7 protein-coding genes and 1 pseudogene are annotated in these 24,599 nt (G+C 69.4%); 3 read left to right on the forward strand and 5 right to left on the reverse strand.

What is annotated here, in order from left to right:
• Positions 1–85 precede the first annotated feature (85 nt).
• Positions 86–838 carry a nuclear transport factor 2 family protein gene (locus OG205_RS14195; RefSeq protein WP_330276701.1) on the reverse strand — a complete coding sequence of 251 codons (753 nt, stop codon included), beginning with the start codon at positions 836–838 and terminating at the stop codon, positions 86–88.
• Between the two features lie 55 nt (positions 839–893).
• On the opposite strand from OG205_RS14195, the gene OG205_RS14200 reads away from it, so the two are divergent.
• Positions 894–1,712, forward strand: coding sequence for a helix-turn-helix domain-containing protein (locus OG205_RS14200; protein ID WP_330276702.1), 819 nt, complete (start codon positions 894–896; stop codon positions 1,710–1,712).
• 98 nt (positions 1,713–1,810) lie between these two features.
• On the opposite strand, the pseudogene OG205_RS46775 reads toward OG205_RS14200, so the two are convergent.
• From OG205_RS46775 to OG205_RS14215, 4 genes and pseudogenes are all read right to left on the reverse strand, one after another.
• Positions 1,811–1,942 (reverse strand): annotated as a pseudogene (locus OG205_RS46775) (phosphotransferase); the annotation flags it as partial.
• A gap of 37 nt (positions 1,943–1,979) precedes the next feature.
• Positions 1,980–2,852, reverse strand: a complete 873-nt coding sequence (locus OG205_RS14205) for an aminoglycoside phosphotransferase family protein (protein WP_330276703.1) — start codon at positions 2,850–2,852, stop codon at positions 1,980–1,982.
• Positions 2,853–2,921: 69 nt separating this feature from the next.
• Complete coding sequence (locus OG205_RS14210; protein ID WP_330276704.1) at positions 2,922–3,893, reverse strand: 3-oxoacyl-ACP synthase III family protein; 972 nt, start codon at positions 3,891–3,893, stop codon at positions 2,922–2,924.
• Positions 3,890–5,326 (reverse strand): ThiF family adenylyltransferase, encoded by a 1,437-nt coding sequence (locus OG205_RS14215; protein WP_330276705.1) that lies wholly within the window; start codon positions 5,324–5,326, stop codon positions 3,890–3,892. Before OG205_RS14215 ends, OG205_RS14210 begins: the two co-directional genes overlap by 4 nt.
• On the opposite strand from OG205_RS14215, the gene OG205_RS14220 reads away from it, so the two are divergent.
• Both OG205_RS14220 and OG205_RS14225 read left to right on the forward strand, forming a co-directional pair.
• On the forward strand, positions 5,315–5,653 hold the full coding sequence (locus OG205_RS14220; protein WP_330276706.1) for a hypothetical protein: 339 nt from the start codon (positions 5,315–5,317) through the stop codon (positions 5,651–5,653). The two genes, OG205_RS14215 and OG205_RS14220, sit on opposite strands and share 12 nt — an antisense overlap.
• A gap of 321 nt (positions 5,654–5,974) precedes the next feature.
• Positions 5,975–24,598 (forward strand): type I polyketide synthase, encoded by an 18,624-nt coding sequence (locus OG205_RS14225; protein ID WP_330276707.1) that lies wholly within the window; start codon positions 5,975–5,977, stop codon positions 24,596–24,598.
• Position 24,599: the final 1 nt, after the last annotated feature.

Consider the following 24,599-nt stretch of genomic DNA (forward strand, 5'->3'; position numbering starts at 1 on the left):
GCCGACGGGCGCGGGCGCACTGAGCGGGCGGAAGGGCTCGTCCAGTGCGACCGCGTGCCGGTAGTCGGGCAGGGCCGTGAGCACGTCAGAACAGCCCGTTGCCGTGCGGAAGGTCGGCCGGGATCGGCGCGATGACGTCCCAGTGCTCGACGATCTTGCCGCCCTGGACGCGGAACAGGTCCCAGTACGCGACCGGTTCGCCGAACTCGCCTTCCGACTGCAGCAGAACGAGATCGCCTTCGGCCACGACCTGGTGCACCGTCTTGTAGACGAGGTTGCGGCCTTCCCCCGCCCACTTCGCCGCGGCCGCCCCGAACCCGTCGAGCCCGTCCGCGGCCTCCGGGTTGTGCTGCAGGTAGGTCTCGGTGGAGATGTAGTCGGTCAGCACCGAGTAGTCGGCGTCCTGCAGGATCCGCTGCGCGAACTCCTGGACCAGCTCGCGACTGCGTTCGGTGCCTTCGGCGGCGGGACGGGCGGCACCGTCCGTCTGGGACCGTCCACTCGCGGTGTTCTCGACCACGGGCGTGAGCGCGTCCCAGTGCTCGACGAGCTTGCCATCCCGCACCCGGAACAGGTCGAACGCGACGAGCGGTTCCGGCCCGAACCCGTGGTAGACACCGTGCAGGGCAACGAGATCGCCGTCCGCGATCACGCGCGCCGGTTCGTAGCGGAAACCTTCCGGCAGGCTCGCGACGAGCCCGCGCAACGCCTCGGGTCCGTCCGCGATGAGCGAGCTGTGCTGGCGGTAGTCCGGCGCGACCCAACGGTCCACAGCGGACGGGTCCTTGTCGCCGAACAGTTCGCCTGCGGCCTTGAGCACGAGTTCCTTGTTGTCCATGGCCGCAACGATGTCCCAGCTGTCTGACCGGCACGAGGTAGGATCACGCCTCACCATGGTCAGAAGTGGACAGGTCGCGCAGTTCGGCTTCAGCAACCCCGACCGCGGGCAGCTGGGCCTGGAAGCGCTCGACCTCGGCGTGCTCCGCCGCAGGCTCAGCGAGGACACGCTGACGAAGGTGCACCGCACCGACTTCCACCAGCTGTTCCTGTTCACCGCGGGCACCGGCACCACCATGGTCGATTTCGTGGACCACCCGTGCTCACCCGGCACGCTCCTGCACGTCAGCCCCGGCCGGGTGCTCCGCCTGCCGACCGGCGCGGCGGAGGCGTTCATGGTGCTTTTCACCCCTGCGTTCCCGCCGCCGGTGCTCAGCCCGTTCGGACCGGTCCGGCACCTGGTCCCCAAGGCGGAACTGGCGGTCTTCACCCGCGCCGTGCAGGACCTGAGGCAGGAGTACCGCCGCAACCTGCTGACCAACGAACCGGTGGACCTGCTCCGCCAGCTGCTGGGCGCGTTGCTGCTGCGCGTCGCCCGCCTGCCCGGCGCCGCTCCCGGCCACGCCGACGCCCGTTTCGAACGCTTCCAGCAGGAACTCGAACGCTCCTTCGCCGCCACCCGCAACGCCGCCGAGTACGCGGCCCGCGTCGGCTACTCGACGCGCAGCCTGAACCGCATCTGCCTGGCCGCGACGGGCCTGTCCGCGAAGGCGTTGATCGACGCCCGCGTGACGCTGGAGGCCAAACGGCTGCTCGTGCACACCGACCTGTCGTCGGCGGCGATCGGGCACCGGCTCGGGTTCAGCGAGGCCACCAACTTCACGAAGTTCTTCGCCCGCGAGACAGGCATGTCACCCGGCGCGTTCCGCGAGTAGCCGGCCGAGAGCGTGGCGGGCGAGGGCGAGCATCGAGAGTTCCATCGCCCAGCCTCGCGCACGCACCCAGGTGGCGTCGTCGAACCCGCGAGCTCACGCCGGAACTGCTCGCGGCCGCGTTCGTCGAGGAACAGCCACGCGGTCATGAGGTCGCCCGCCGGATCACCGGCGGCGGCACAGCCCCAGTCGATCACGCCGGTCAGCTCGCCGCCGGTGAACAGCAGGATCAGTCAGTCAGTCCGTCCACGAGGGACACGTCGATCCGCATCAGTCGTCCCAGCCCGGGCAGAGCTGGTCGAGCGTCCAGCTGGCTATGTCGGCGAGGAACTTGTTGGTGTCGCGGTAGTAAGGAAGCGCGAGCACAGCGAGGTGCAACGCCCAGCCCTTCGCGCGCGTCCAGGCGGCGTCGTCGAACTCGGCGAGCTCGCGCCGGAACTGCTTGCGGCCGCGTTCGTCCAGGTAGAGCCAGGCCGTCATGAGGTCCGCCGCCGGATCACCGACGCCGGCCGCGCCCCAGTCGATCACGCCGGTCAGCTCGCCGTCGCGGAAGAGCAGGTTGCCCACGTGCAGGTCGGCGTGCAGCCAGCGGCCGGGCCGGTCCCAGCTCGGGGCGTTCAGCGCGTCCTCCCAGATGGTGACGAGCCTGGGGTCGCCGCCGACCTGGGCGATGCAGGTGCGGACGGGGTCGTCGTGGTCAGACCCGGTCGCCCGGCCTCGGCCGGTGGTCCACGGCCGTCCGGTCGCGTCGATCTCGTGCAGCGCGCGGATCAGTTCGGCCAGCCGGAACGGCGTGTCCTCGCCGACGTCCTCGATCGGAGCGGTCTCGCCGTCGAGCCAGCGCACCACCGACCACTGGTACGGGTAGTTCGCCGCCGGTTCGCCCAGCGCGACCGGTTCCGGCACCGCGACCGGCACGTGCGGCGCGACCAGTGGAACGACGACGGCTTCCTGGCCCGCCCCGTCCTTGGCCCACTCGCGGCGCGGCAGCCTCACCGCCAGCTCGTCGCCCAGCCGGTACAGGGCGTTGCTGGTGCCGCCGTGCGCGACCTCGCGAATCGGCAGGCCGTGCCAGCGCGGGAACTGCGTGCGGACCAGTTCGTCCACAAGGGACACGTCGGTGACGATCACGCCGTCGAGCATCGATCAACTCCCCCAGAGGCCCGGTGCCCTTCGCATGCAACACCGGGCCGCCGGTAGGAGCAACTCGTTTTAGTGCCGGAAGCAGAGGGTTCCCCACTGGAACCCGGCACCGATCGCGGACATGACGAACACGTCGCCCTTGCGCAGCTCCCCGAACCGCGAGTGCAGTGCGGTGAACACCCCTGCCGACCCGGTGTTGCCGAGCCGGTCGAGCGTGACCGGTGCCTTCGCGGCGGGGACGGCGAGCTTGTCGAGCGCGGCGTTGATGATGTTCAGGTTGGCCTGGTGCAGGAAGAAGTGGTCGATCCGTTCGATCGGCACCTCCGCCTTCGCCGCCGCGGTGAGGATGCTGTCGGGCAGCCACCTCGTCGCGGTGTCCCAGACCGCCCGGCCGTTCATGGTGACGAAGTGCTCTCGTCGCTCGACGGTCGACTCGCTCGTGGGCAGCCGTGAACCGCCGGCCTTGATCTGCACGTCGTAGGACAGTTCGGAGCCGAAGTCCCAGGACAGCAGGCCGCTGTCGCCGTCACCGCGGTGCAGCACCGCCGCCGCGGCCGCGTCACCGAAGAAGATGCGGCTCGTGCGTTCCTGCGGGTCCGTGACGCGGCTGGCGCAGTCGGCCGCGATCACGAGCACCGTGCGGGCGGCCGAGGACTGCAGCAGGTGTGCCGCGAGCAGCAACGCCTGCACGCCGTTCGCGCACGCGGCCTGCGTGACGTCGAGCGTCAACGCCCGGTGCGCCCCGAGTGCGTCCTTGACGATCAGCGCCGTGGACGGCAGCGGCTGGTCCCACGTGTAGGTGGCGACGATGATCACGTCGACGTCGTGGACGGTCGTCTCGGAACTCGCGAGCGCGTCCCTGGCCGCGGCGACGCACATGTCCGAGACGGCGCGATCCGGTGCGAGCCAGCGTCGTTCGCGAATCCCGGTCCGGCTGGTGATCCACTCGTCGGACGTGTCGACCATGCGCGCGAGGTCGTCGTTGGTGACGATCCGTTCGGGCAGGTGGACACCGGTTCCCTTCAACGCCACCGGGATCACACGGAGCTCCTGGCGGTGTTGGTGGCGGGCGTGATCAGGTCGGCGAAGTCGACGTAGAACCGGCCGGACACGCACTCGGCGCCGAGCAGGATCCGGCGGGCGGCCTCGGCGGTGAGCGCGCCGCCGAGCGCCACGCCGGACGCGAGCTGCGGCCAGCTGCTGAGCGTCCTGCCGAGTTCGCCGAACGACGCGCGCAGCTCGGGGCTGATGCGTTCGGCGTCGACCATGGCGAGGATCAGGTCGACCTTTTGTTGTTTCGACAGGGTTTCGAGCTCGTCGGCGGTGACGTCGCCGATCAGGCCGTGCAGCAGCGGCCGATTCGGTTCCTGGTCGAACCGCTCGACGTCGAGCATGCCTCGGTCGTTGCAGTCCATGACGACGGGGATGCCGCGCCGACGGGCCGCCTCCCTGGCGGCGATCTTCGCGTACGGGGTGTCGCACTCCTCGACGACCAGGTCCAGGCCGTCGGTGAACTCGTCGAGGTTCTGCCTGGTGAGCCCGTCGGTGAAGATCTCGATGTCGAGGTAGGGGTCGATCTCGAACATCTGCCGCGCCGAGATGACTGCCTTGTTCACGCCGAGGTGGTGCACACCCGCGCGCAGCCGGTTCAGGTTGGACAGACCGAACTCGTCGAAGTCGGCGAGCTTGAACCTGCCGCCGATGCCCTCGAGGGCGAACGTGACGGCGGCGCTGTTGCCGACCGACAGGCCGATCACGCCGATCCTGCGTCCCAGCAACGACCTCTGCTGCGGGCGTTCGATCTTGCCGCGGTTGCGGTCGGTGCGGACCAGCCGGAACTCCTCGCGGGGCAGCACGTGCACGAGCCGCTGGGACCACGGGTAGAAGACCCAGGTGCCGTACTCCCAGTCGGTGAGTCCGCCGAGTTGCTCGTGCTTGCGCCGGGTGAGGTCCTCGTGCGGAGGCAGCCAGGGTTCGCGGCTGCGGACGAGCTCGTCGATCTGCGCGTCGATCGTGTCGTGGACCTCGCGGACCCGGCCGGAGTCCAGAAGTCGTTGCAGTGCTTCCCGATCGGCCGCGACCGTTGGGGTGAGGAGGACCGGTTGCCAGGCCGTGGTGTCCGCGTTGCCGTGGAGCTCGTGCGGCCGCCGGTGACTGAGCGCGACGGCGGGAGCGTGCTCGACCGCCGCCAGCTCGGGGAACTCTCCACGCATCCTCGTGACGAGTTCGTGGTATTCGCCGGCACCGGCTTCGACGTCGTGGAACATGATCACGACGTCCTCGGTGTAGTGCTCGACGTGTCGGCGCGTCCCCTCGACACACCGGAAGCCGAATCGTTCGTGGAACAGGTGCTGGCCGTCCTTCGTCCCGGACGTGCCGATCATCGCTTTCGCACCCAGAGCGTGTGCGGCGCCGATCGCGACGGCGTTCAAATAGGCGCCGAGTCCCAGTTTCCGCGCCCGATGTTCGACCACGAGTCGACTGTGCTCAAACGTTTCTCCGGGCGTGACGCCGGCCTCGCGGAGAATTCGTTCGAATCCGGCATCGCCGAGAAATGCCCGGGACTGGAACAGCTCGCCGGTCGCCGGTGTCGACAGCCTGATGTAGCCGAGAGGCGGCCCACCTGGCTCTTTGCGTGCGACGAAGTGCCAGGCGCCGTAGTCGAGGTCCTGATCGTCGACGTGCCGGCCGTCCTCACCGCGAAACGCCGGTCGGCGTCCACGATCAAAGAGCACCCTCGCCCGCAACTCGCGGACCGTTTCGACTATCTCATTGCTGACGACCGTGTCGGCGGAAGCTAAGAACGCACTCACGTGCCACTGCTGATACATCTGACGCGCCACCTCGAACAATGAGAACAACCTTGATCGCGCGCACCTTAACCACAGTTGATCTTGATTGAGAAATCAAGTGCCACTAATGGGTGAACCCACTTTCGGGGCACCACGACACGTCGCAGGCGTCCGAACGCCCCAGCGTGGATCACGCTGCGTGGTCACGTTCCCAAGCCCCGCCGTGGAAACGTTCTCATCTGGCAGAAGCTGTGGAATCCACTACTGGTTCGGCTGTTCGAATGTGCCAACGGGGAGCACCGCGGGATTCGGACTGACGGAGCGCAGAGCATGAGCAACTCCAGTGAGAAGGTTGTCGAGGCGCTGCGTGCGGCCGTGAAGGAGGCCGACCGCCTGCGCCGCGCCAACCGGCAACTGGTGGCCGCGGCCGGCGAGCCGGTGGCGATCATCGGCATGGCCTGCCGATTCCCCGCCGGAATCACGTCCCCGGAACAACTCTGGGACCTGGTGTCCACCGGCAGGGACGCGATCACGGGCTTTCCCGCCGACCGCGGCTGGGACGTGGACTCGTTGCTCGGCAGCGGAGTAGACGCCCGCGGCAACAGCGTGTCGGTCCAGGGCGGTTTCCTGCACGGCCTGGCCGACTTCGACCCGGCGTTCTTCGGCATCTCACCGCGCGAGGCGGTGACCATGGACCCGCAACAACGTCTGCTGCTCGAAGTGTCTTGGGAGGCATTGGAACGAGCCGGCCTGGACCCGTCCACTCTCCGCGGCTCCCGCACAGGCGTGTACGTCGGCACCAACGGCCAGGACTACGAACACCTCCTGATCCGCGGCCTGGACGACGCGACCGGCGACGTCGGCACCGGCATCGCCGCCTCCGCAGAATCAGGCCGGATCTCCTACGCGTTCGGCTTCGAGGGCCCGACCCTGACCGTCGACACGGCCTGCTCCTCGTCGCTGGTCTCCCTGCACCTGGCTGTGAACGCCCTGCGCGGCGGCGAGTGCACGCTCGCCCTGGCCGGCGGCGTGAACGTCATGTGCACCCCCGGCTCACTCGTCGAGTTCTCCCGCCAGGGCGGCCTGGCCCGCGACGGCCGCTGCAAGGCGTTCTCCGACGACGCGGACGGCACCGGCTGGTCCGAGGGCGTCGGCATGCTCGCACTGGCTCGTTTGTCGGACGCTCAGGCTTTGGGCTACCCCGTTCTGGCTGTGGTGCGCGGTTCGGCCGTCAACTCCGACGGCGCCTCCAACGGATTCACCGCCCCGAACGGCCGCGCCCAGCAACGAGTCATCCGCGCCGCCCTCGACCGCGCCGGCCTGGCTCCGTCCGATGTGGACGTTGTAGAGGCGCACGGCACCGGCACCGCTCTGGGCGATCCGATCGAGGCCCGTAGCCTGCTTGCCGTGTACGGCGCGGACCGTCCTTCGCCTTTGCTGCTCGGCTCCGTGAAGTCGAACATCGGCCACACCCAGGCCGCAGCCGGTGTCGCGGGCATCATCAAGATGGTGCAGGCGATGCAGCACGGCGTCGTGCCCGCGACTCTGCACGTGTCCCGCCCCTCCACACACGTCGACTGGTCAGCTGGTGACGTCTCCCTGGTGACCACGGCCCGTTCGTGGCCGGAGTCTGATCGCGCGCGGCGTGCCGCTGTGTCGTCGTTCGGCGTGTCGGGCACCAACGCGCACGTGATCATCGAGGCCGCCCCGAGCGCTCAGGAATTGTCAGACCTGCCTGAGATGATTGGGATGGGGGGTGGTTCCCCCCAGGGGGCCGGTCAATCCGAATCGATCCCGAAGAGTGCGGCGGGCCCGGTGCCGCTCATCGTGTCCGCCAAGTCCGAAGCCTCCCTGCGCGCCCAGATCGACCGCATCCGCACCCACCCCGGCGACCCGCGCGACATCGGCCACTCCCTCATCACCACCCGCACGCTCTTCGAACACCGCGCCGTCCTCCTGGCCGACACCGAGATCACCGGCCAGGCCAAGCGCACCGAGCTCGCGATGCTCTTCACCGGCCAAGGCGCCCAACGCCTCGGCATGGGCAAGCAACTCCACGCCCGCTACCCCGTGTTCGAACAAGCCTTCGACACCTGCACCACCCCCGAACTCAGGCAGATCATCTGGGGCGACGACGAAGACCTGCTCAACCAGACCGGCAACGCCCAACCGGCACTGTTCGCGTTCGAAGTGGCGCTGTACCGCCTCCTGGAACACTTCGGCGTCGCACCGGCCCACCTCGCCGGCCACTCCATCGGCGAGATCGCCGCCGCACACGTCGCCGGCGTCCTCAGCCTCGACGACGCCAGGACCCTCGTCACCGAACGCGCCCGCCTCATGCAGGCCCTCCCCCAGACCGGCGCGATGGTCGCCGTCCAAGCCTCCGAAGCCGACGTCACGCCGCACCTCACCGGCACCGTCACCATCGCCGCCGTCAACGGCCCCGCCTCCGTCGTCATCGCCGGCGACGAAGACCCGACCCTCGAACTCGCCCAGCGCTGGAAGCACAAGCAGCTCCGCGTCTCGCACGCGTTCCACAGCCCGTTGATGGAACCGATGCTCGCGGACTTCCGAGAAGCCATCAGCACCCTCACCTTCCACGAGCCGCAGATCCCCGTCCACGGTGCCGACGTCACCAATCCCGAGTACTGGGTGCAACACGTCCGCAACACCGTCCGCTTCCACGACAACGTCCAAGCCCTGCAAGGCAAGACGTTCCTGGAAGTCGGCCCGGACGGCGTCCTCGCCGCACTGGTCGAAGGCGCCATACCGACGATCCGCAAGGACCGCGACGAGGTCGGGGCGTTCGAAACCGCCTTGGCCCGCCTGCACGTCAGCGGCACGCGAGTCGACTGGCTGCCCTGCTACCCCGGCGGCAGACGCGTCGACCTGCCCACCTACGCCTTCGAGCACGCGCCGTACTGGCCGTCGGTCTCGGTGAGCGCGGGCGACGCCACCGGACTCGGCCTCTCCCCTGCCGGGCACCCGCTGCTCGGCGCGGCCATGACCGTCGCCGGGTCGGGCGAGCTGATCCTCACCGGCACGCTCTCCGGTTCGCAGTGGCCGGCCTTCCCGACCGCCGGTTTCGTCGAGCTGGCACTGAAAGCGGCAGACCTCACCGACCACGGTGGTGTAGAAGAACTCACCACGATCGAGCCGTTGCGGTTGACAGGAAACGGTTCCGTGCAGGTTCAGCTCCACGTCGGTACCGACGGCCGTTTCACCCTGCACTCCCGCGCCGACCAGCAAGACTGGGTCGAGCACGCCGAAGGCAGGCTCGGCACCGGCACTCAGCCCGAGAACATCACCGTGTGGCCGCCGAAGGGCGCGCAGGTCGTCGACAGCTCCCACGACGAGAGCCTCCGCGCGGTCTGGCAGCGGAAGGACGAGATCTTCGCCGAGGTCGCGTTGTCCAGCGACGCCACCGGTTTCGGCATCCACCCGGCTCTGCTGGACGCCGCCCTGAACGCCGCGTCCTTCCTGGGCGTCGAAGGCGAAGCCGCGGACTGGCGTTCGGTCACGTTGCACGCCACCGGCGCCGAACTCCTCCGCGTCCGCCTGTCCGAAAAGGACGGACGGGTTCAGCTCACCGCCGCCGACGCCAACGGGGACGCGGTCCTGGACGCCGCCATCTCGTTCCGCGAGTTGGCGGCGACGCAACGCACCGAGCTGTACCGGCTCGACTGGGTCCCGATCGAGATCCACGGCGCGAACGACTGGGCCGTGCTCGGTGAGGACCTCCTCGGACTCGGTGTTCCGGTCGTGGACTCGCTGGCGGGCGAATCCACACCGGATACCGTCCTCGTGCCGGTCACCGATTCCTGGCAGGCGCTGCTGCTCATCCAGGAGTCGCTCCTGACCAACTCCCGGCTGGTGTTCGTCACGCGAGGTGCCCTGTCCGGGGACGATCTGGCGGGCGCGGCCGTGTGGGGCCTGGTGCGGTCGGCGCAGGTCGAGCACCCCGGCAGATTCCTGCTGCTCGACGTCGAGGACTCCCTCCCGGACGGCCTCGCGTCGCTCTTCGACCTCGGCGAAACCCAGGCCGTCGTCCGCGACGGCGAGGTGCGCGTCGGCCGGTTCAGCCGCGCCTCCGGCCACTCCGCCGACCCCTCGTGGGACGGCACTGTCGTAGTCACGGGTGACGTCCCCGAGATCGAGCAACACGTCGGAGCCCTCCCCGGGGTGCGCAGGGTCGTCACGGTCACCGACTGGGACGCGCTTTCCGAACTCTTGTCCACTGTGGACGACCTGGCCGCGATCGTGCACGCGGCCGACCTCCAGGACGACGGCGTCGTCGGTGCCCTGACTCCGGACCGGCTCGACACCGTCTTCCAGGCCAAGGCCGACACGGCGTGGCTGCTGCACACGCTGTGCGGTGACGTTCCGTTCGTCGTGCTGACGTCGATCGCCGAGGTCGTCGGTGCGGTCGGCAAGGGTGCCCACGCCTCCGCGAACAGTTACCTCGAAGCCCTCGCCGCCCACCGCCGCGGTCTCGGCCAGCCGGGCCTGGCGCTCGCGATGGACACGTGGGATCCGGCTCTGTTCGACGCCGCCATCAGGACCGACGAGGCGTTCCTCGCGCCGTTCGTCCCCGAGCGCGCCCGCCCCGGACGACGCACCGCCTCGAACGCCCGCAGCGGCGGCCTGGCGTTGAAGCTCACCGGCCTGCCCTCTGCCGACCGGCTGCCGTTCGTGGTCGAGGTGGTCCGCGAGGAGGCCGCGAAGGTCATCCACGCCGACGGGATCGCGGAGGACAGGGAGTTCCGCGCGCTCGGCTTCGACTCGCTGACCGCCATCGAACTGCGCAACGCCCTCGCCCTGGCCACCGGCCTTTCGCTCCCGGCGACGCTGATCTTCGACTACCCGACCCCGCAGACCGTGGCCGAACACCTTCTCGCCGAACTGACCGGAGAGGGACTCTCCGACGACGTCGTCGCCCAGGGCCAGGCCGATCTCGAGGACCCGATCGTGATCGTCGGCATGGCCTGCCGCCTGCCCGGCGACGTGAACTCGCCGGAAGACCTCTGGCAGTTGCTCGTCACCGGCGGCGACGGCGTCACGACGTTCCCCCACGACCGCGGCTGGGAGGCCGAGGCGATGGGCGGCACCGTCGAAGGCGGCTTCCTGCACGGCGCGACGCAGTTCGACGCGGGCTTCTTCGGCATCTCCCCGCGCGAAGCCCTCGCCATGGACCCGCAGCAACGCCAGCTCCTCGAAGTCGCCTGGGAGGCCGTCGAACGAGCCGGCATCGACGCGACGTCGTTGCGCGGTACGAAGACCGGCGTCTACATCGGCACGAACGGCCAGGACTACACCAACCTGATCCTGCGCTCCCGCGACGAGGTCGAGGGCCACGCGTCAACGGGCCTGTCGTCCGCGGTGATCTCCGGCCGCCTCTCCTACACCTTCGGCCTCGAAGGCCCAGCCCTCACCGTCGACACCGCCTGCTCGGCCTCACTGGTCGCCCTGCACCTGGCCGCGAACTCGATCCGCTCCGGCGAGACGACGATGGCCCTGGTCGGCGGCGTGACCGTGATGTCGACCCCGATGAGCTTCGCCGGCTTCAACGCCCAGGGCGGCCTGGCCAGCGACGCGCGCTGCCGCTCGTTCTCCGAGGACGCCAACGGCACGGGCTGGGCGGAAGGCGTCGGCGTGCTGGTGATCGAACGCCAGTCCGACGCTCTGCGCGCAGGCCACCAGATCCTGGCCGTCGTGCGCGGCTCCGCCATCAACCAGGACGGCGCCTCGAACGGTCTGACCGCACCGAACGGCCCCGCGCAGCAACGCGTGATCCGCCAGGCCCTCGCCAACTCCGGTCTGTCCACTTCGGACGTGGACGCCGTGGAGGCTCACGGCACCGGCACCGTCCTGGGCGACCCGATCGAAGCCCAGGCCCTGCTGGCAACGTACGGCCAGAACCGCACGGCACCGCTCCTGCTGGGTTCCATCAAGTCGAACATCGCCCACGCCCAGGCCGCCGCCGGTGTCGCGGGCGTGATCAAGCTCGTGCTGTCGCTGCGCAACGGCCTGCTCCCGCGCACCCTGCACCTGACGTCGCCGACCACGCACGTGGACTGGTCGGCGGGCAACGTGTCACTGCTGACCGAGAACACCCCGTGGCCTGCGGTGGACCGCCCTCATCGCGCCGGCATCTCGTCGTTCGGCCTGTCCGGCACCAACGCCCACGTGATCATCGAAGCGGCCCCGACCGCTCAGGAATTGTCAGACCTGCCTGAGATGATTGGGATGGGGGGTAGTTCCCCCCAGGGGGCCGGTCAATCCGAATCGATCCCGAAGAGCGCGACGGCTTCGACGAGCCCCCTCGGCGCACCGCCGTTGCTCGTGTCGGCGAAGTCGCCTGAAGCCCTCCAAGCCCAGATCGACCAGATCAACGCCCTCGCAAAGAGCGGCGCGAACCCTCAAGACGTCGCCTACTCCCTGCTGCACCACCGCGTGACGTTCGACCATCGCGCCGTGCTGCGAGACGGCGCGACACTGGCAGAAGGCGTCGCCACCCCCCAAACGCTGGCAATCCTGTTCAGCGGCCAAGGCGCCCAACGCCTCGGCATGGGCAAAGAGCTGTACGAAACCCAGCCGGTCTTCAAAGCCGCGCTCGACGAAATCGCCCAGCACCTCGACGTCACACCGGTCATGTGGGGCGACGACCCCGACGCGCTCAACCAGACCGGCAACACGCAGCCCGCCCTGTTCGCCTTCGAAGTCGCCCTCTACCGCCTCGCCGAAAGCACCGGCATCACCCCGAAGTTCCTGGCGGGCCACTCAGTGGGCGAGATCGCCGCCGCACACGTCGCCGGCGTCCTCACCCTCGAAGACGCCGCCAAACTCGTAGCAGCACGCGCCCGCCTCATGCAGGCCCTCCCGCAGACCGGCGCGATGATCGCGATCCAGGCCACCGAAGCCGAGATCACCCCGCACCTCACCGCGAACGTCTCCATCGCCGCCGTCAACGCGGAGAACTCCATCGTCATCGCGGGCGACGACCACGAAACGCAACGGATCACCGACAAGTTCAAGGGCCGCAAGACCACTCGCCTCAAGGTCAGCCACGCGTTCCACAGCCCGCTGATGGAACCGATGCTAGACGACTTCCGCGGGGCCATCAGCACACTCACCTTCCACCAACCGCAGATCCCGATCCAAGCGCAGGCGGACGTCACCGACCCCGAGTACTGGGTGCGGCACGTCCGCTACGCAGTCCGTTTCCACGACAACGTCGAAGCCCTGAAAGCCAAGGGCGCCAACGCGTTCCTGGAGATCGGCCCCGACGGCGTCCTGAGCGGCCTCACCGGCGCCATCCCCGCCCAGCGCCGCGACCGGACCGAGTCCGACGCGTGGCTGACCGCGCTCGCCCGCCTGCACGTCATCGGCGTCAAGGTCGACTGGCAGCTCGACGGCCGCACGATCGACCTGCCCACCTACCCGTTCCAGCACGAGCGCTACTGGCCGGAGATCGCCCAGGCACCGACCACCGGCCATGACCCGATCGACGCCGAGTTCTGGGCCGCCGTCGAGCAGCAGGACGCCACCCAGCTCGCCACGACGCTCGACATGGACCCGGACACCTGGGCCGGCGTGCTGCCGGGCCTGTCCGCGTGGCGGCAGAAGCGATCCACGAAGTCCACTGTGGACTCCTGGTTGCACGAGGAGTCGTGGACGCCCATCACCGGCCTCAAACCGGCGCAAGGCTCGTGGTTCGTAGCGGTGCCGATGTCGCTGTCCGAGGACGCCTGGGTGCGCACGTTGTTGGCCTCCCTCGGCAACGACGTCACTGTGCTCGAAGTGGCGTGGGCCGACCGCGAGTACCTGACCGGGCAGCTGGTCGAGTTCAACCAAAAGCGCTACACGGGCGTGATCTCGTTGCTGGCGCTGGACGATCTCGACGAACTGGCCCCGGTCGTCGGCACGACCGCGCTCATCCAGGCGTTGGGCGACGTGGACATCAACGCGCCGTTGTGGGTCATCACCCGCAGCGCGGTGTCGACCGGACGCCACGACCTGCTCACGCAACCCTGGCAGACCGGCGTGTGGGGCCTCGGACGCGTAGCGTCGCTGGAGTACCCGCAGCGCTGGGGCGGTCTGATCGACCTGCCGGACGACATCGACGACCGCGTCGCGCACCGGTTCACGTGCGTGCTGTCCAGCGACGAGGACCAAACAGCGGTCCGTTCCGCTGGGGTGTTCGGTAGGCGTGTTGTCGTTGGCGCGCAAGCGAACGGGGTCGAGTGGACGCCGTCCGGAACCGTGGTGATCACCGGTGGTACCGGTGCTCTCGGCGCTCATCTGGCCCGTGACTTCGCCCAGCGCGGAGCCGCGAAGATCGTCCTGGTCAGCAGGCGCGGCCCCGACTCCCCCGGCGCGACCGATCTCCAGGCCGAGATCACCGCGTTCGGAGCGGAAACCGTTGTGGTGGCATGTGATGTCTCCGACCGGGACGCCGTCGCCGAACTGCTGACGCCGGACGTCAAGGCCGTCGTGCACGCGGCCGGCGTGCTCGACGACATGATGTTCGACAGCCTGACGCCCGACGCGTTCACGAAGGTGTTCGAGTCGAAGGTGAACTCGGCGTTCGTGCTCGACGAACTGACGCGCGACATGGACCTCGACGCGTTCGTCCTGTTCTCCTCGGTCGCGGGCTCGGTCGGCAACATGGGCCAGGGCAACTACGCCGCCGCGAACTCCGTGCTCGACGCGATCGCCCAGCAACGCCACCAGGCGGGGCGCGCCGCGACGTCGATCGCCTGGGGCGCCTGGGCCGGCGACGGCATGGCGGGCGACGACCGCGTCGCCGAGCACATCAAGCAGGTCGGCGCGGCGTCGCTGGACCCGGAGCTCGCGATCACCGCGCTGCGCCACCTCGTCGCACACGGCACGGCCACGGCGGTCGTCGCGGACCTGCGCGCTCCGCAGCTGCTCATGGCGTTGCTGAGCCTGCGACCGACACCGGTGATGTCGGAACTGCCCGGTGCCCGCGAGGCGCTGGACGAACTCGCCGCCGCCCGCGCCGAGAGCGACTCGGCCGCCGCGGAGTTCCGGCGTTCACTGCGTTCCCTGCCCACCGGCGAACGCGTCACCCCGGTGCTCGACCTCGTCCGCATGCGTGCGGCGGTGGTGCTCGGGCACGCGGGCAAGGAGGCGGTCGCGTCCGACAAGGCGTTCCGCGACATCGGTTTCGACTCGCTGACCGCTGTCGACCTGCGCAACCACCTCTCCTCGATCACGGGACTCGCGCTGCCCGCCAGCCTGGTGTTCGACTACCCGACACCGCTGGCGCTCGCGGAGTTCCTGCTGGACGAACTCCTCGGCGACACCTCCGTCGTCGCCGAGGAGCACGTTCGTCTCGCAGACACCGACGACATCGCGATCGTCGGCATGGCCTGCCACTTCCCCGGCGGCATCGACTCGCCGGACGACCTGTGGCGCGTGCTGATGGCGGGCGAGGACGTGATCACGTCCTTCCCGGCGGACCGCGGCTGGGACACGACCGAACCCATCCGCGGCGGCTTCCTGAACGGTGCCGCGGACTTCGACGCGTCGTTCTTCGGCATCTCCCCCCGCGAAGCCCTCGCGATGGACCCGCAGCAACGCCTCCTGCTCGAAACCTCCTGGGAGGCCTTCGAACGCGCAGGCATCGACCCCGCTTTGCTGCGAGCTTCACGGACCGGCGTCTTCGTGGGCACCAACGGCCAGGACTATCAACACGTAGTGATGGCCTCCAACGAAGACCTCGAAGGCCACGCGGGCACCGGCCTGGCCGCGTCGGTGATCTCCGGCCGCATCTCCTACGCGCTGGGCCTCGAAGGACCCGCCGTCACCGTCGACACCGCCTGCTCCTCAGCCCTGGTAGCGCTGCACCTCGCCGCCCAGTCGCTGCGTGGCGGTGAATGCTCCCTGGCCCTGGCCGGCGGCGTCACGGTCATGGCAACGCCCACCTCGTTCTCCGGTTTCTCCCGCCAGGGCGGACTAGCCCAGGACGGCCTGTGCAAGGCGTTCTCCGACTCCGCGGACGGCACGGTCTGGTCCGAAGGCGCAGCCGTCCTGGTGGTGGAGCGCCACTCTGACGCTGTCGCCGCCGGCCACCCGGTGCTCGCCCTGGTGCGCGGTTCCGCGTTCAACTCCGACGGCGCCTCCAACGGCCTCACCGCCCCGAACGGCCCCTCCCAGCAACGCGTGATCCGCGCGGCCCTCGCCTCGGGCGGCCTGTCGGTGTCCGATGTGGACGCCGTCGAGGCCCACGGCACCGGCACCGTCCTGGGCGACCCGATCGAGGCACACGCGCTGTTGGCCACCTACGGCCAGAACCGCGCAGAACCGCTGCTGCTCGGCTCGGTGAAGTCCAACCTGGGCCACACGCAGGCGGCAGCGGGCGCGGCGGGCGTCATCAAGATGGTGCTGGCAATGCACCACGGCCAACTCCCCCGCACTCTGCACGTCACCTCGCCGTCGTCCCACATCAACTGGTCCACGGGCGCCGTCGAACTCCTGACCTCCACCACCGCCTGGCCGACGGTGGACCGCCCACGCCGCGCGGGCGTCTCGTCGTTCGGCATCAGCGGCACGAACGCGCACGTGATCTTGGAAGCTCCGAGTGCCCCAGAACTGTCAGACCTTCCTGAGATGATTGGGATGGGGGGTAGTTCCCCCCAGGGGGCCGGCCAATCCGAATCGATCCCGAACGGCGGGGCGTCGCCGGCGGACCTCGCAGGCACGCCAGGCGCGACGGCCGCGGTGCCGTTGCTCGTGTCGGCGAAGTCGGCGGGCTCGCTGCGCGCTCAGGTCGAGCGGATCAAGGCCGTCCTCGCCGCCGGCGCGAACCCGCTCGACGTCGCCCACACCCTGTCGAAGCGGTCGCGGTTCGCTCACCGCGCGGTCCTGATCGACGGCGAGGAAGTCGCGAACGGCGTCGCCGGCGAGCACACGCTCGCGGTGGTCTTCTCCGGGCAGGGCTCGCAGCGCCTCGGCATGGGCAAGGGGCTGTACGAGCGGTTCAGCACCTTCGCGGACACGTTCGACGCCGTCCTCTCCCACTTCGAACCGGGCCTGCGCGACCTCATCTGGGGCATCGACGCCGACGCGCTCGACCAGACCGCCAACGCGCAGCCCGCGCTGTTCGCGTTCGAGGTGGCGTTGTTCCGGCTGCTGGAGGAGTTCCGGATCAAGCCCGCCCACGTCGCGGGCCACTCCATCGGCGAGATCGCGGCCGCGCACGTCGCCGGCGTCCTGAGCCTCGAAGACGCCAGCAAACTCGTCCAAGCACGCTCCCGCCTCATGCAGGCCCTCCCACAGACCGGCGCGATGATCGCCGTCCAAGCCACCGAGGCCGAGGTCACGCCGCACCTCACCGCGAACGTCTCCATCGCTGCGGTCAACGCACTCAACTCCGTCGTCATCGCCGGCGACGAACAAGAAGCCGGAGCCATCGCGGCCAACTGGAAGCACAAGCGACTCCGCGTCAGTCACGCGTTCCACTCGCCGTTGATGGAGCCGATGCTCGACGACTTCCGCGAGGCGATCAGCGGGCTCACGTTCCACGCGCCGGTTGTAGGAATGTCAACATCCGGACAGGTCGACACCGTCGACTACTGGGTGAACCACGTCCGCGACACCGTCCGGTTCCACGACAACGTCCAGACGCTCAGGAACAAGGGCGTCACGCGGTTCATCGAGGTCGGACCGGACAGCGTCCTGTCCGCGCTCGTCAACGGCGTGCCGACGTCGAGGCGCGACAGGACTGAACTGCACACCTTGATGACTGCACTCAGTCAAGTACATGTTGACGGAATCAATGTTGACTTGACTCAGATGTTGATTCGAGGTGTACAAATCAACATCCCGACGTACGCCTTCGAGCGCGAGCGGTTCTGGCCGAAGGCATCCGTCGGCGGCCGTACAGGCGACCTCACGGCCTATGGCCTCGCATCGGGCGGACACCCGCTTCTCGGCGCGGCGGTCACCGTCGCGGGCGCCGACGAGCTGGTGCTCAGCGGACGGCTCGCGAAGGCGACGCATCCGTGGCTCGGCGAGACGTTCCCGGCGACCGGGTTCCTGGACTTCGCGATCCGCGCGGGCGACCTCGTCGGCTGCGATCGCGTCGAACACCTCACTACGGCCGTGCCGTTGCATCTGCCGGAACGTGACGCCGTCGCCGTGCAGGTGCGCGTCGGTCCGCCGCAGGACGGCAAGCGCACGGTGAGCGTGCACGCCCAGCACGGCGACACCTGGGTCGAGCACGCCACCGGCACGCTCACCACCGAGCCCTACCACGCGGCGTTCAGCGGCGACGGCGTCGAAGTCGAGCTGCCCGAAGGTGTGGACGACGCCGCGACGTTCGGTGTGCACCCGTTGTTGTTGGCGCAGGCCCTCGAAGGAACGAGCGAACTGCTCGGTGAGGGCGTGCCGTTCGAGTGGCGGGACGTGTCGCTACACGCCATCGGCCCAGAGCGGCTGAAGGTCCAGCTCACCCGCAACGGCGACTCCGTCGGGGTCGTGGCCGCCGATGCCGAGGGCAACCCGGTGTTGTCCGTGCGCGCGTTAACCGTGCACGTGCCTGAGGTCCCGCAGGACCAGCGGGTGCGTGAGGCGTTGTTCCAGGTGAACTGGGTGCCGGCGCGGCTCGGCGAAGCGTCCGAGATCAACGCCCGGATCGTCGAAATCCAGGGCGGCGTCGACGCCGAAGCCGCACACCGGGCGACCATCGAGGCGTTGGAGGTTCTGCAAAACGCCGACGAGCGCACGGTGTTCGTCACGCGGGGCGCGCAGGAGCCGGTCCGCGATCTTGGTGCGGCAGCGGTGTGGGGCCTCGTGCGGGCCGCGCAAGCCGAGGACCCCGGACGTTTCCTGCTGATCGACCTCGACGAGTCGAGCACCGTCGAACCCGGCATGCTGATGAGCGAGGAGCAGCAGCTCGTCGTCCGGGACGGCGTCGCCTACGCCGGACGGCTGGCGCGCCTGGGCGAGCACGAGGCGCGGCCCGTCGACTGGTCCGGCACCGTGCTGATCACCGGTGGTACCGGTGGCCTGGGTGCGGAGCTGGCGCGGCACCTCGTCGCGTCCGGAGCGCGGAGCCTGATGCTCCTGAGCCGGCGCGGACCCGACTCCCCCGGCGCGTTGGAACTGCAGGCGGAGCTGATCGCGCACGGCGCCATCGTCACGATCGCCGCTTGCGACGTGGCCGACCACGACGCGTTGGCCGCCGTCCTCAACGGACACGACGTGACCACAGTCGTGCACACGGCGGGCGTGCTGGACGACGGTGTGATCGCGTCGATGACGCCCGAGCGGCTGGCGAAGGTGTTGCGGCCCAAGGTGGATGCCGCCTGGAACCTGCACTCGCTCGTCCCGGAGGCGCGGTTCGTCCTGTACTCGTCGGTGTCCGGCGTTCTCGGCACCGCGGGTCAGGGCAACTACGCGGCGGGCAACGCGTTCCTCGACGCGCTGGCCCAGTACCGGCGTTCGCTGGGGCTGCACGCGGTGTCGCTGGCGTGGGGCGCGTGGACGTCCGAGGTCGGCATGACCGGGCAGATGGACGCGGCGGCGTTCGAACGGCTGGAGAAGTCCTCGATGCCGCCGCTCTCGCTCGAACTCGGCCTGGCCCTGTTCGACGCGGCGGTCACGGTCGACGCGGCGCAGGTCGTGCCCGCGCGGGTCATCAGCGGCACCACGAACGGCATGGTGCCACCGCTGCTGCGTGACCTCGTGCGCGGCGGACGCCGCACCGCGACAAACCGCTCTGACGTGCAGATCAGCCGGGACCGCCTCGTGGACCTGGTGCTGGCCGAAGCCGCCGCCGTTCTCGGCCACGGATCCGCGGCGACGATCGACGCCGGTTTGGAGTTCAGCCAACTCGGGTTCGACTCGCTGACCTCCGTGGAACTGCGCAACCGCCTCGACGCGGCGACCGGCCTCACGCTCCCGGCGACGCTCGTCTTCGACTACCCGACCCCGCAGGCGCTCGCCGACCACCTGGCCGTCGAACTGTTCGGCGGCACGACCGAGGCCGAGTCGTTCACGGGCGCCGTCAGCGACGAGCCGATCGCGATCGTGGGCATCGGCTGCCGGTTCCCCGGCGACGTCATGAGTCCCGACCAACTCTGGGACCTGGTGGCGGCCGGGCGGGACGCGATCAGCGGCTTCCCGGCGGACCGCGGCTGGGACACGGGCGTGGTCGGCGACGGCGCCGGACAGTCGGTGACCGGGCACGGCGGCTTCCTGAACGGCATCGCGGACTTCGACCCGGCGTTCTTCGGCATCTCGCCACGCGAGGCCGTCGCGATGGACCCGAACCAGCGCCTCATCCTCGAAACCGCCTGGGAGGCCCTCGAACACGGCGGCCTCGACCCGCTGTCCCTGCGCGGCTCGCGCACCGGCGTCTTTCTCGGTGCCGGCGGCCTCGAGTACGGCCAGCTCGTGATCAACTCCGAACAGGCCCGTGAGGGCTTCTCCAGCACCGGAACGTCCCCGAGCATCGTGTCCGGCCGCCTCTCTTACGTACTCGGTCTGGAAGGACCGTCGATCACGGTCGACACGGCGTGCTCGTCGTCGTTGGTGGCACTGCACATGGCCGTGTCCGCGCTACGGAACGGCGAGTGCACTCTGGCGCTCGCCGGCGGCGTGCAGACGTTGGTGTCTCCGGGCACGTTTATGGAGTTCAGTCAGCAGGGCGGCCTCGCACGTGACGGACGTTGCAAGGCGTTCTCCGATTCCGCCGACGGCACCGCATGGGCCGAGGGCGTCGGTGTGCTCGTGGTCGAGCGTCTGTCCGATGCACTCGCTCAAGGCCACGAGGTGCTTGCGGTCGTGCGCGGTTCCGCAGTGAACTCGGACGGCGCGTCCAACGGCCTGACCGCGCCCAACGGCCCGTCGCAGCAACGTGTGATCCGTGCGGCGCTCGCTGCTGCTGGGTTGTCGACGTCCGATGTGGACGCCGTGGAAGCGCACGGCACCGGCACGGCCTTGGGTGACCCGATCGAGGCGCAGGCACTGCTCGCGACCTACGGCCAGGACCGCTCCGAACCGCTGCTGCTGGGTTCGCTGAAGTCGAACATCGGCCATTCGCAGGCCGCGTCGGGCGTCGCGTCGGTGATCAAGATGGTGATGGCGATGCGGCACGGCGTCCTGCCGCGCACGCTGCACGTCACCTCGCCGTCGTCGCACGTGGACTGGTCGGCGGGGTCGGTGTCGCTGCTGACCTCGGCGACCGCGTGGCCCGCGGTGGACCGGCCTTGGCGGGCGGGCGTGTCGTCGTTCGGCATCAGCGGCACGAACGCGCACGTGATCTTGGAAGCGCCGGCCGCGGGGATCCCCCCAATTTCCAGCGTACCGCCCGCAAGCGCTGGTCAGAGGGGCGCGCTGGAATCTGTGGACAACTCTGCGGCTGTGGACAACCCGCCAGTTGTCGATCTTGGGGGCGAGGAATCGTCTGTCTCGCGTGCGACGATTGGAGTGGGGACTTCGCGTCCCCCCAAGGGGGCCCCCGTCGTCGTTTCGGCGAAGTCCTCCGATTCGCTGCGCGCTCAGATCGAGCGGATCACAGAGTTCAGCGAGCGGACCGGGGCGAGCGCGCAAGACGTCGGGTTCTCGTTGCTCGGCCGGTCGCGCTTCGACCACCGGGCGGTGCTGCTCGACGGCGCGGAAATCGCCACCGGACAGGCAAGCAGGAAGAAGCTCGCCGTGCTCTTTTCCGGGCAGGGTTCGCAGCGGCTCGGCATGGGCCGGGAGCTGTACGAGCGGTTCGGCGCTTTCAAAACGGCGTTCGACGAGGTCGACCGGCGCCTCGGCATCCGCGACATCGTCTGGGGTGCGGACGAAGCCGAACTGAACAGCACGGCGAGGACGCAGCCCGCGCTGTTCGCGATCGAGGTCGCGCTTTACCGGCTCGCCGAGAGCTTCGGCATCAAGGCCGACGTGGTCACCGGGCATTCGGTCGGCGAGATCGCGGCGGCGCACGTCGCTGGTGTGTTCAGTCTCGAAGACGCGGCGAAGCTCGTCCAAGCACGCGCGAGCCTGATGCAGGCGTTGCCGGCCAACGGTGCGATGTTCGCGGTCAGGGCGAGCGAGAGCGACGTCATCAAGCACCTCAACGACGCCGTGTCCATCGCGGCGGTCAACGGGGAGAACGCCGTGGTCGTCGCGGGCGACGAGGCGCGAGCGCGGAAGATCGCCGAGAACTGGGAGCACAAGCAGCTCAAGGTCAGCCACGCGTTCCACTCGCCGCTCATGGAGCCGATGCTCGACGACTTCCGCGAGGCCATCAAGCACATCCGGTTCCAGGAGCCGAAGATCCCGGTGCAGGCGACCGGCGACGTCACGACGGCCGAGCACTGGGTTCGGCATGTGCGGGACGCGGTGAGGTTCGCGGACAACGTTGCGCACATCGGCGACGCCACGTTCCTGGAGATCGGGCCGGACGGGGTGCTGAGCGCGCTGGTCGACGGTGCGATTCCGGCGCTGCGCAAGGACAAGGACGAGGTCACGGCGTGGACGACGGCGCTCGCGAGGCTGTTCGTGCAAGGGGTGGACGTCGACTGGGCGCCGTTCTTCCCTCAAAGCAACAAGATCAAGCTGCCTACCTACCCGTTCCAACACGAACGGTACTGGCCTACGCCGCGCAAGAACGCTGGTGACGTTGCCGCGGTCGGACTTGGGCCGGTGGACCACCCGGTGCTCGGCGCCGCGATGACGCTCGCCGGGTCAGATGCCGTGGTCTTCACCAACAGGCTCACGGAAGACCATCCTGAGGCGGCCTTTGCGGAGATCGCGTTCCGGGCGGCCGACCAGGTCGGGTGCGGGCTCGTCGAGGAGCTGGTCGTCAGCGGGCTGTTGACGGCGGGCGTGTTGCAGGTGTCGGTTTCCGCGCCACAGAAAGGAAAGCGGCAGCTCACCGTCCACACACGACTGGGTGACGGGTGGGTGCAGTTGGCGAATGGCGTGCTCAAAGAAGGTGAGTACGCGAGTGACTTCCGGGTCAGTGAGTGGCCACCGAAGGGCGCGGTCGAGATCGGGCAGAACACCTGGCAGCTCGGGGACGCGACGTTCGCCGAGGTGTCGCTGGAATCCGACGACGCCAACCAGTACGGCGTGCATCCCGAGCTCATCCAGAAGGCGATGCTCGGCGAGGACGTGCCGCTGGAGTGGCGGAGTCTGTCGCTGCACGCGATCGGCGCGTCGACGCTGAGGGTCCGGCATCTGGGTGGCGCGATCGATGCCGTTGACGGGCAAGGGGCGCCGGTCTTCTCGGCGCGGACGGTGGTCCTCGGTTCAAAGCTCACGAGGCAACAGCAGCAGGACTCGCTGTTCCGGCTGGAGTGGGTGCCCGCGCCGCGGTTCACCGAGGCTGAGGCGGCGATCGTCGAGATCAGCGGCGGCGAAGATTACGTCAACGAGGCTCATTCGCTTGCTGTGCAGGCACTTCACACGGTTCAGCAGGACGAGCGGGTCGTGTTCGTCAAGCGCGGCGACGACCTGGCGGCGTCGACGGTGTGGGGGCTCGTCAGGTCGGCGCAGTCGGAGAACCCCGGACGGTTCCTGCTGGTCGACACGGACGACTCCGCGCCTCTGCCGATCGGGTTGCTGGACGTGGGCGAGACGCAGGCACGAGTCAGGAACGGGCAGGTCCTCGTTGCTCGGCTTGCCCGCGTCGCCGACACCGTCGAGACGGCGCAGTGGGATCCGGAAGGCACGGTGCTGATCACCGGCGGAACGGGTGGGCTGGGTGCGGAGCTGGCGCGTCACCTCGTCGCGGAACGGCGGGCCAAGCGACTGCTGCTCGTTTCGCGGCGTGGACCGGACGCGCCGGAAGCCGTTGCGTTGCAGGCGGAACTGACGGCGCATGGTGCGGACGTCACGATCGCGGCCTGCGACACCGCCGACCTCAAGGCGGTCCGGAAGGTGGTGAAGGGAGTCAACCTCACGGCCGTCATCCACACGGCGGGTGTGCTCGATGACGGCATCATCGGGTCGCTGACGCCGGAGCGGCTCGCCACCGTCCTCAAGCCCAAGGTCAACGGCGCGTGGAACCTCCACGAGGCAACGAAGAAGCAGAAGCTCAAGGCATTCGTGCTGTATTCGTCGGTGTCGGGCATCGTGGGTGCGCCGGGACAGGGCAACTACGCGGCCGCGAACGCGTTCCTCGACGCACTCGCCGTCCATCGACGTGCGCAGGGACTGCCGGCGACGTCGTTGGCGTGGGGGCCGTGGGCGCAGTCGAGTGGCATGACGGCGCATCTGCAGGACGGCGCCATGGATCGCATGGGGCGGGGCGGGATGCCGCCGTTGAGCGTCGAGGAGGGCATGCGGCTGTTCGACGACGCCACGTCGCGCGACGAGGCGTTCCTGGTGCCGGCGTGGATCAGCACCGGACGTTCGGACGGGCCCGTCGCGGCGGTGTTGCGCGGGCTGGTTCGTGGTGGCAAGCGAACGGCGGGCGGCGCGTCCACTGTGGACTACGGCGCGACGCTGGCGGCGCTGCCCGCGGAGGATCAGCTCCCACACGTCCTCGACCTGGTGCGCGGGCACGCGGCCGGCGTCCTCGGGCACGCGACGCCCGTGGCGATCGACAACGACAAGCAGTTCCGCGATCTCGGCTTCGACTCGCTGACCGCCGTGGAGCTGCGCAACAGCATCGCGGCCGCCACCGGGCTCAAGCTCGCGGCGACGCTCGTCTTCGACTACCCGACGCCCGCCGAACTGGCCGCGCACCTGCACGGATCGCTGGTAGGCGCGCAGGAGGAACGGCCCGCGCTCACCACCGAGCTCGACCAGGTGGAGATCGCGCTCGCCGCCGGAACGCCGGGTGTCGCGGCGCGGCTGCGCAAGCTGCTCGCCCAGTACGGCAGTACGGCCAAGAAGGAAGCCGCGCGCGAACGCCTCACCGAGGCCTCCGCGGACGACGTGTTCGCGTTCATCGACAACGAGCTCGGCCGACGCACCGAGCGCTGAC

Source organism: Lentzea sp. NBC_00516 (genome assembly GCF_036346835.1).
Lineage (GTDB): Bacteria > Actinomycetota > Actinomycetes > Mycobacteriales > Pseudonocardiaceae > Lentzea > Lentzea sokolovensis.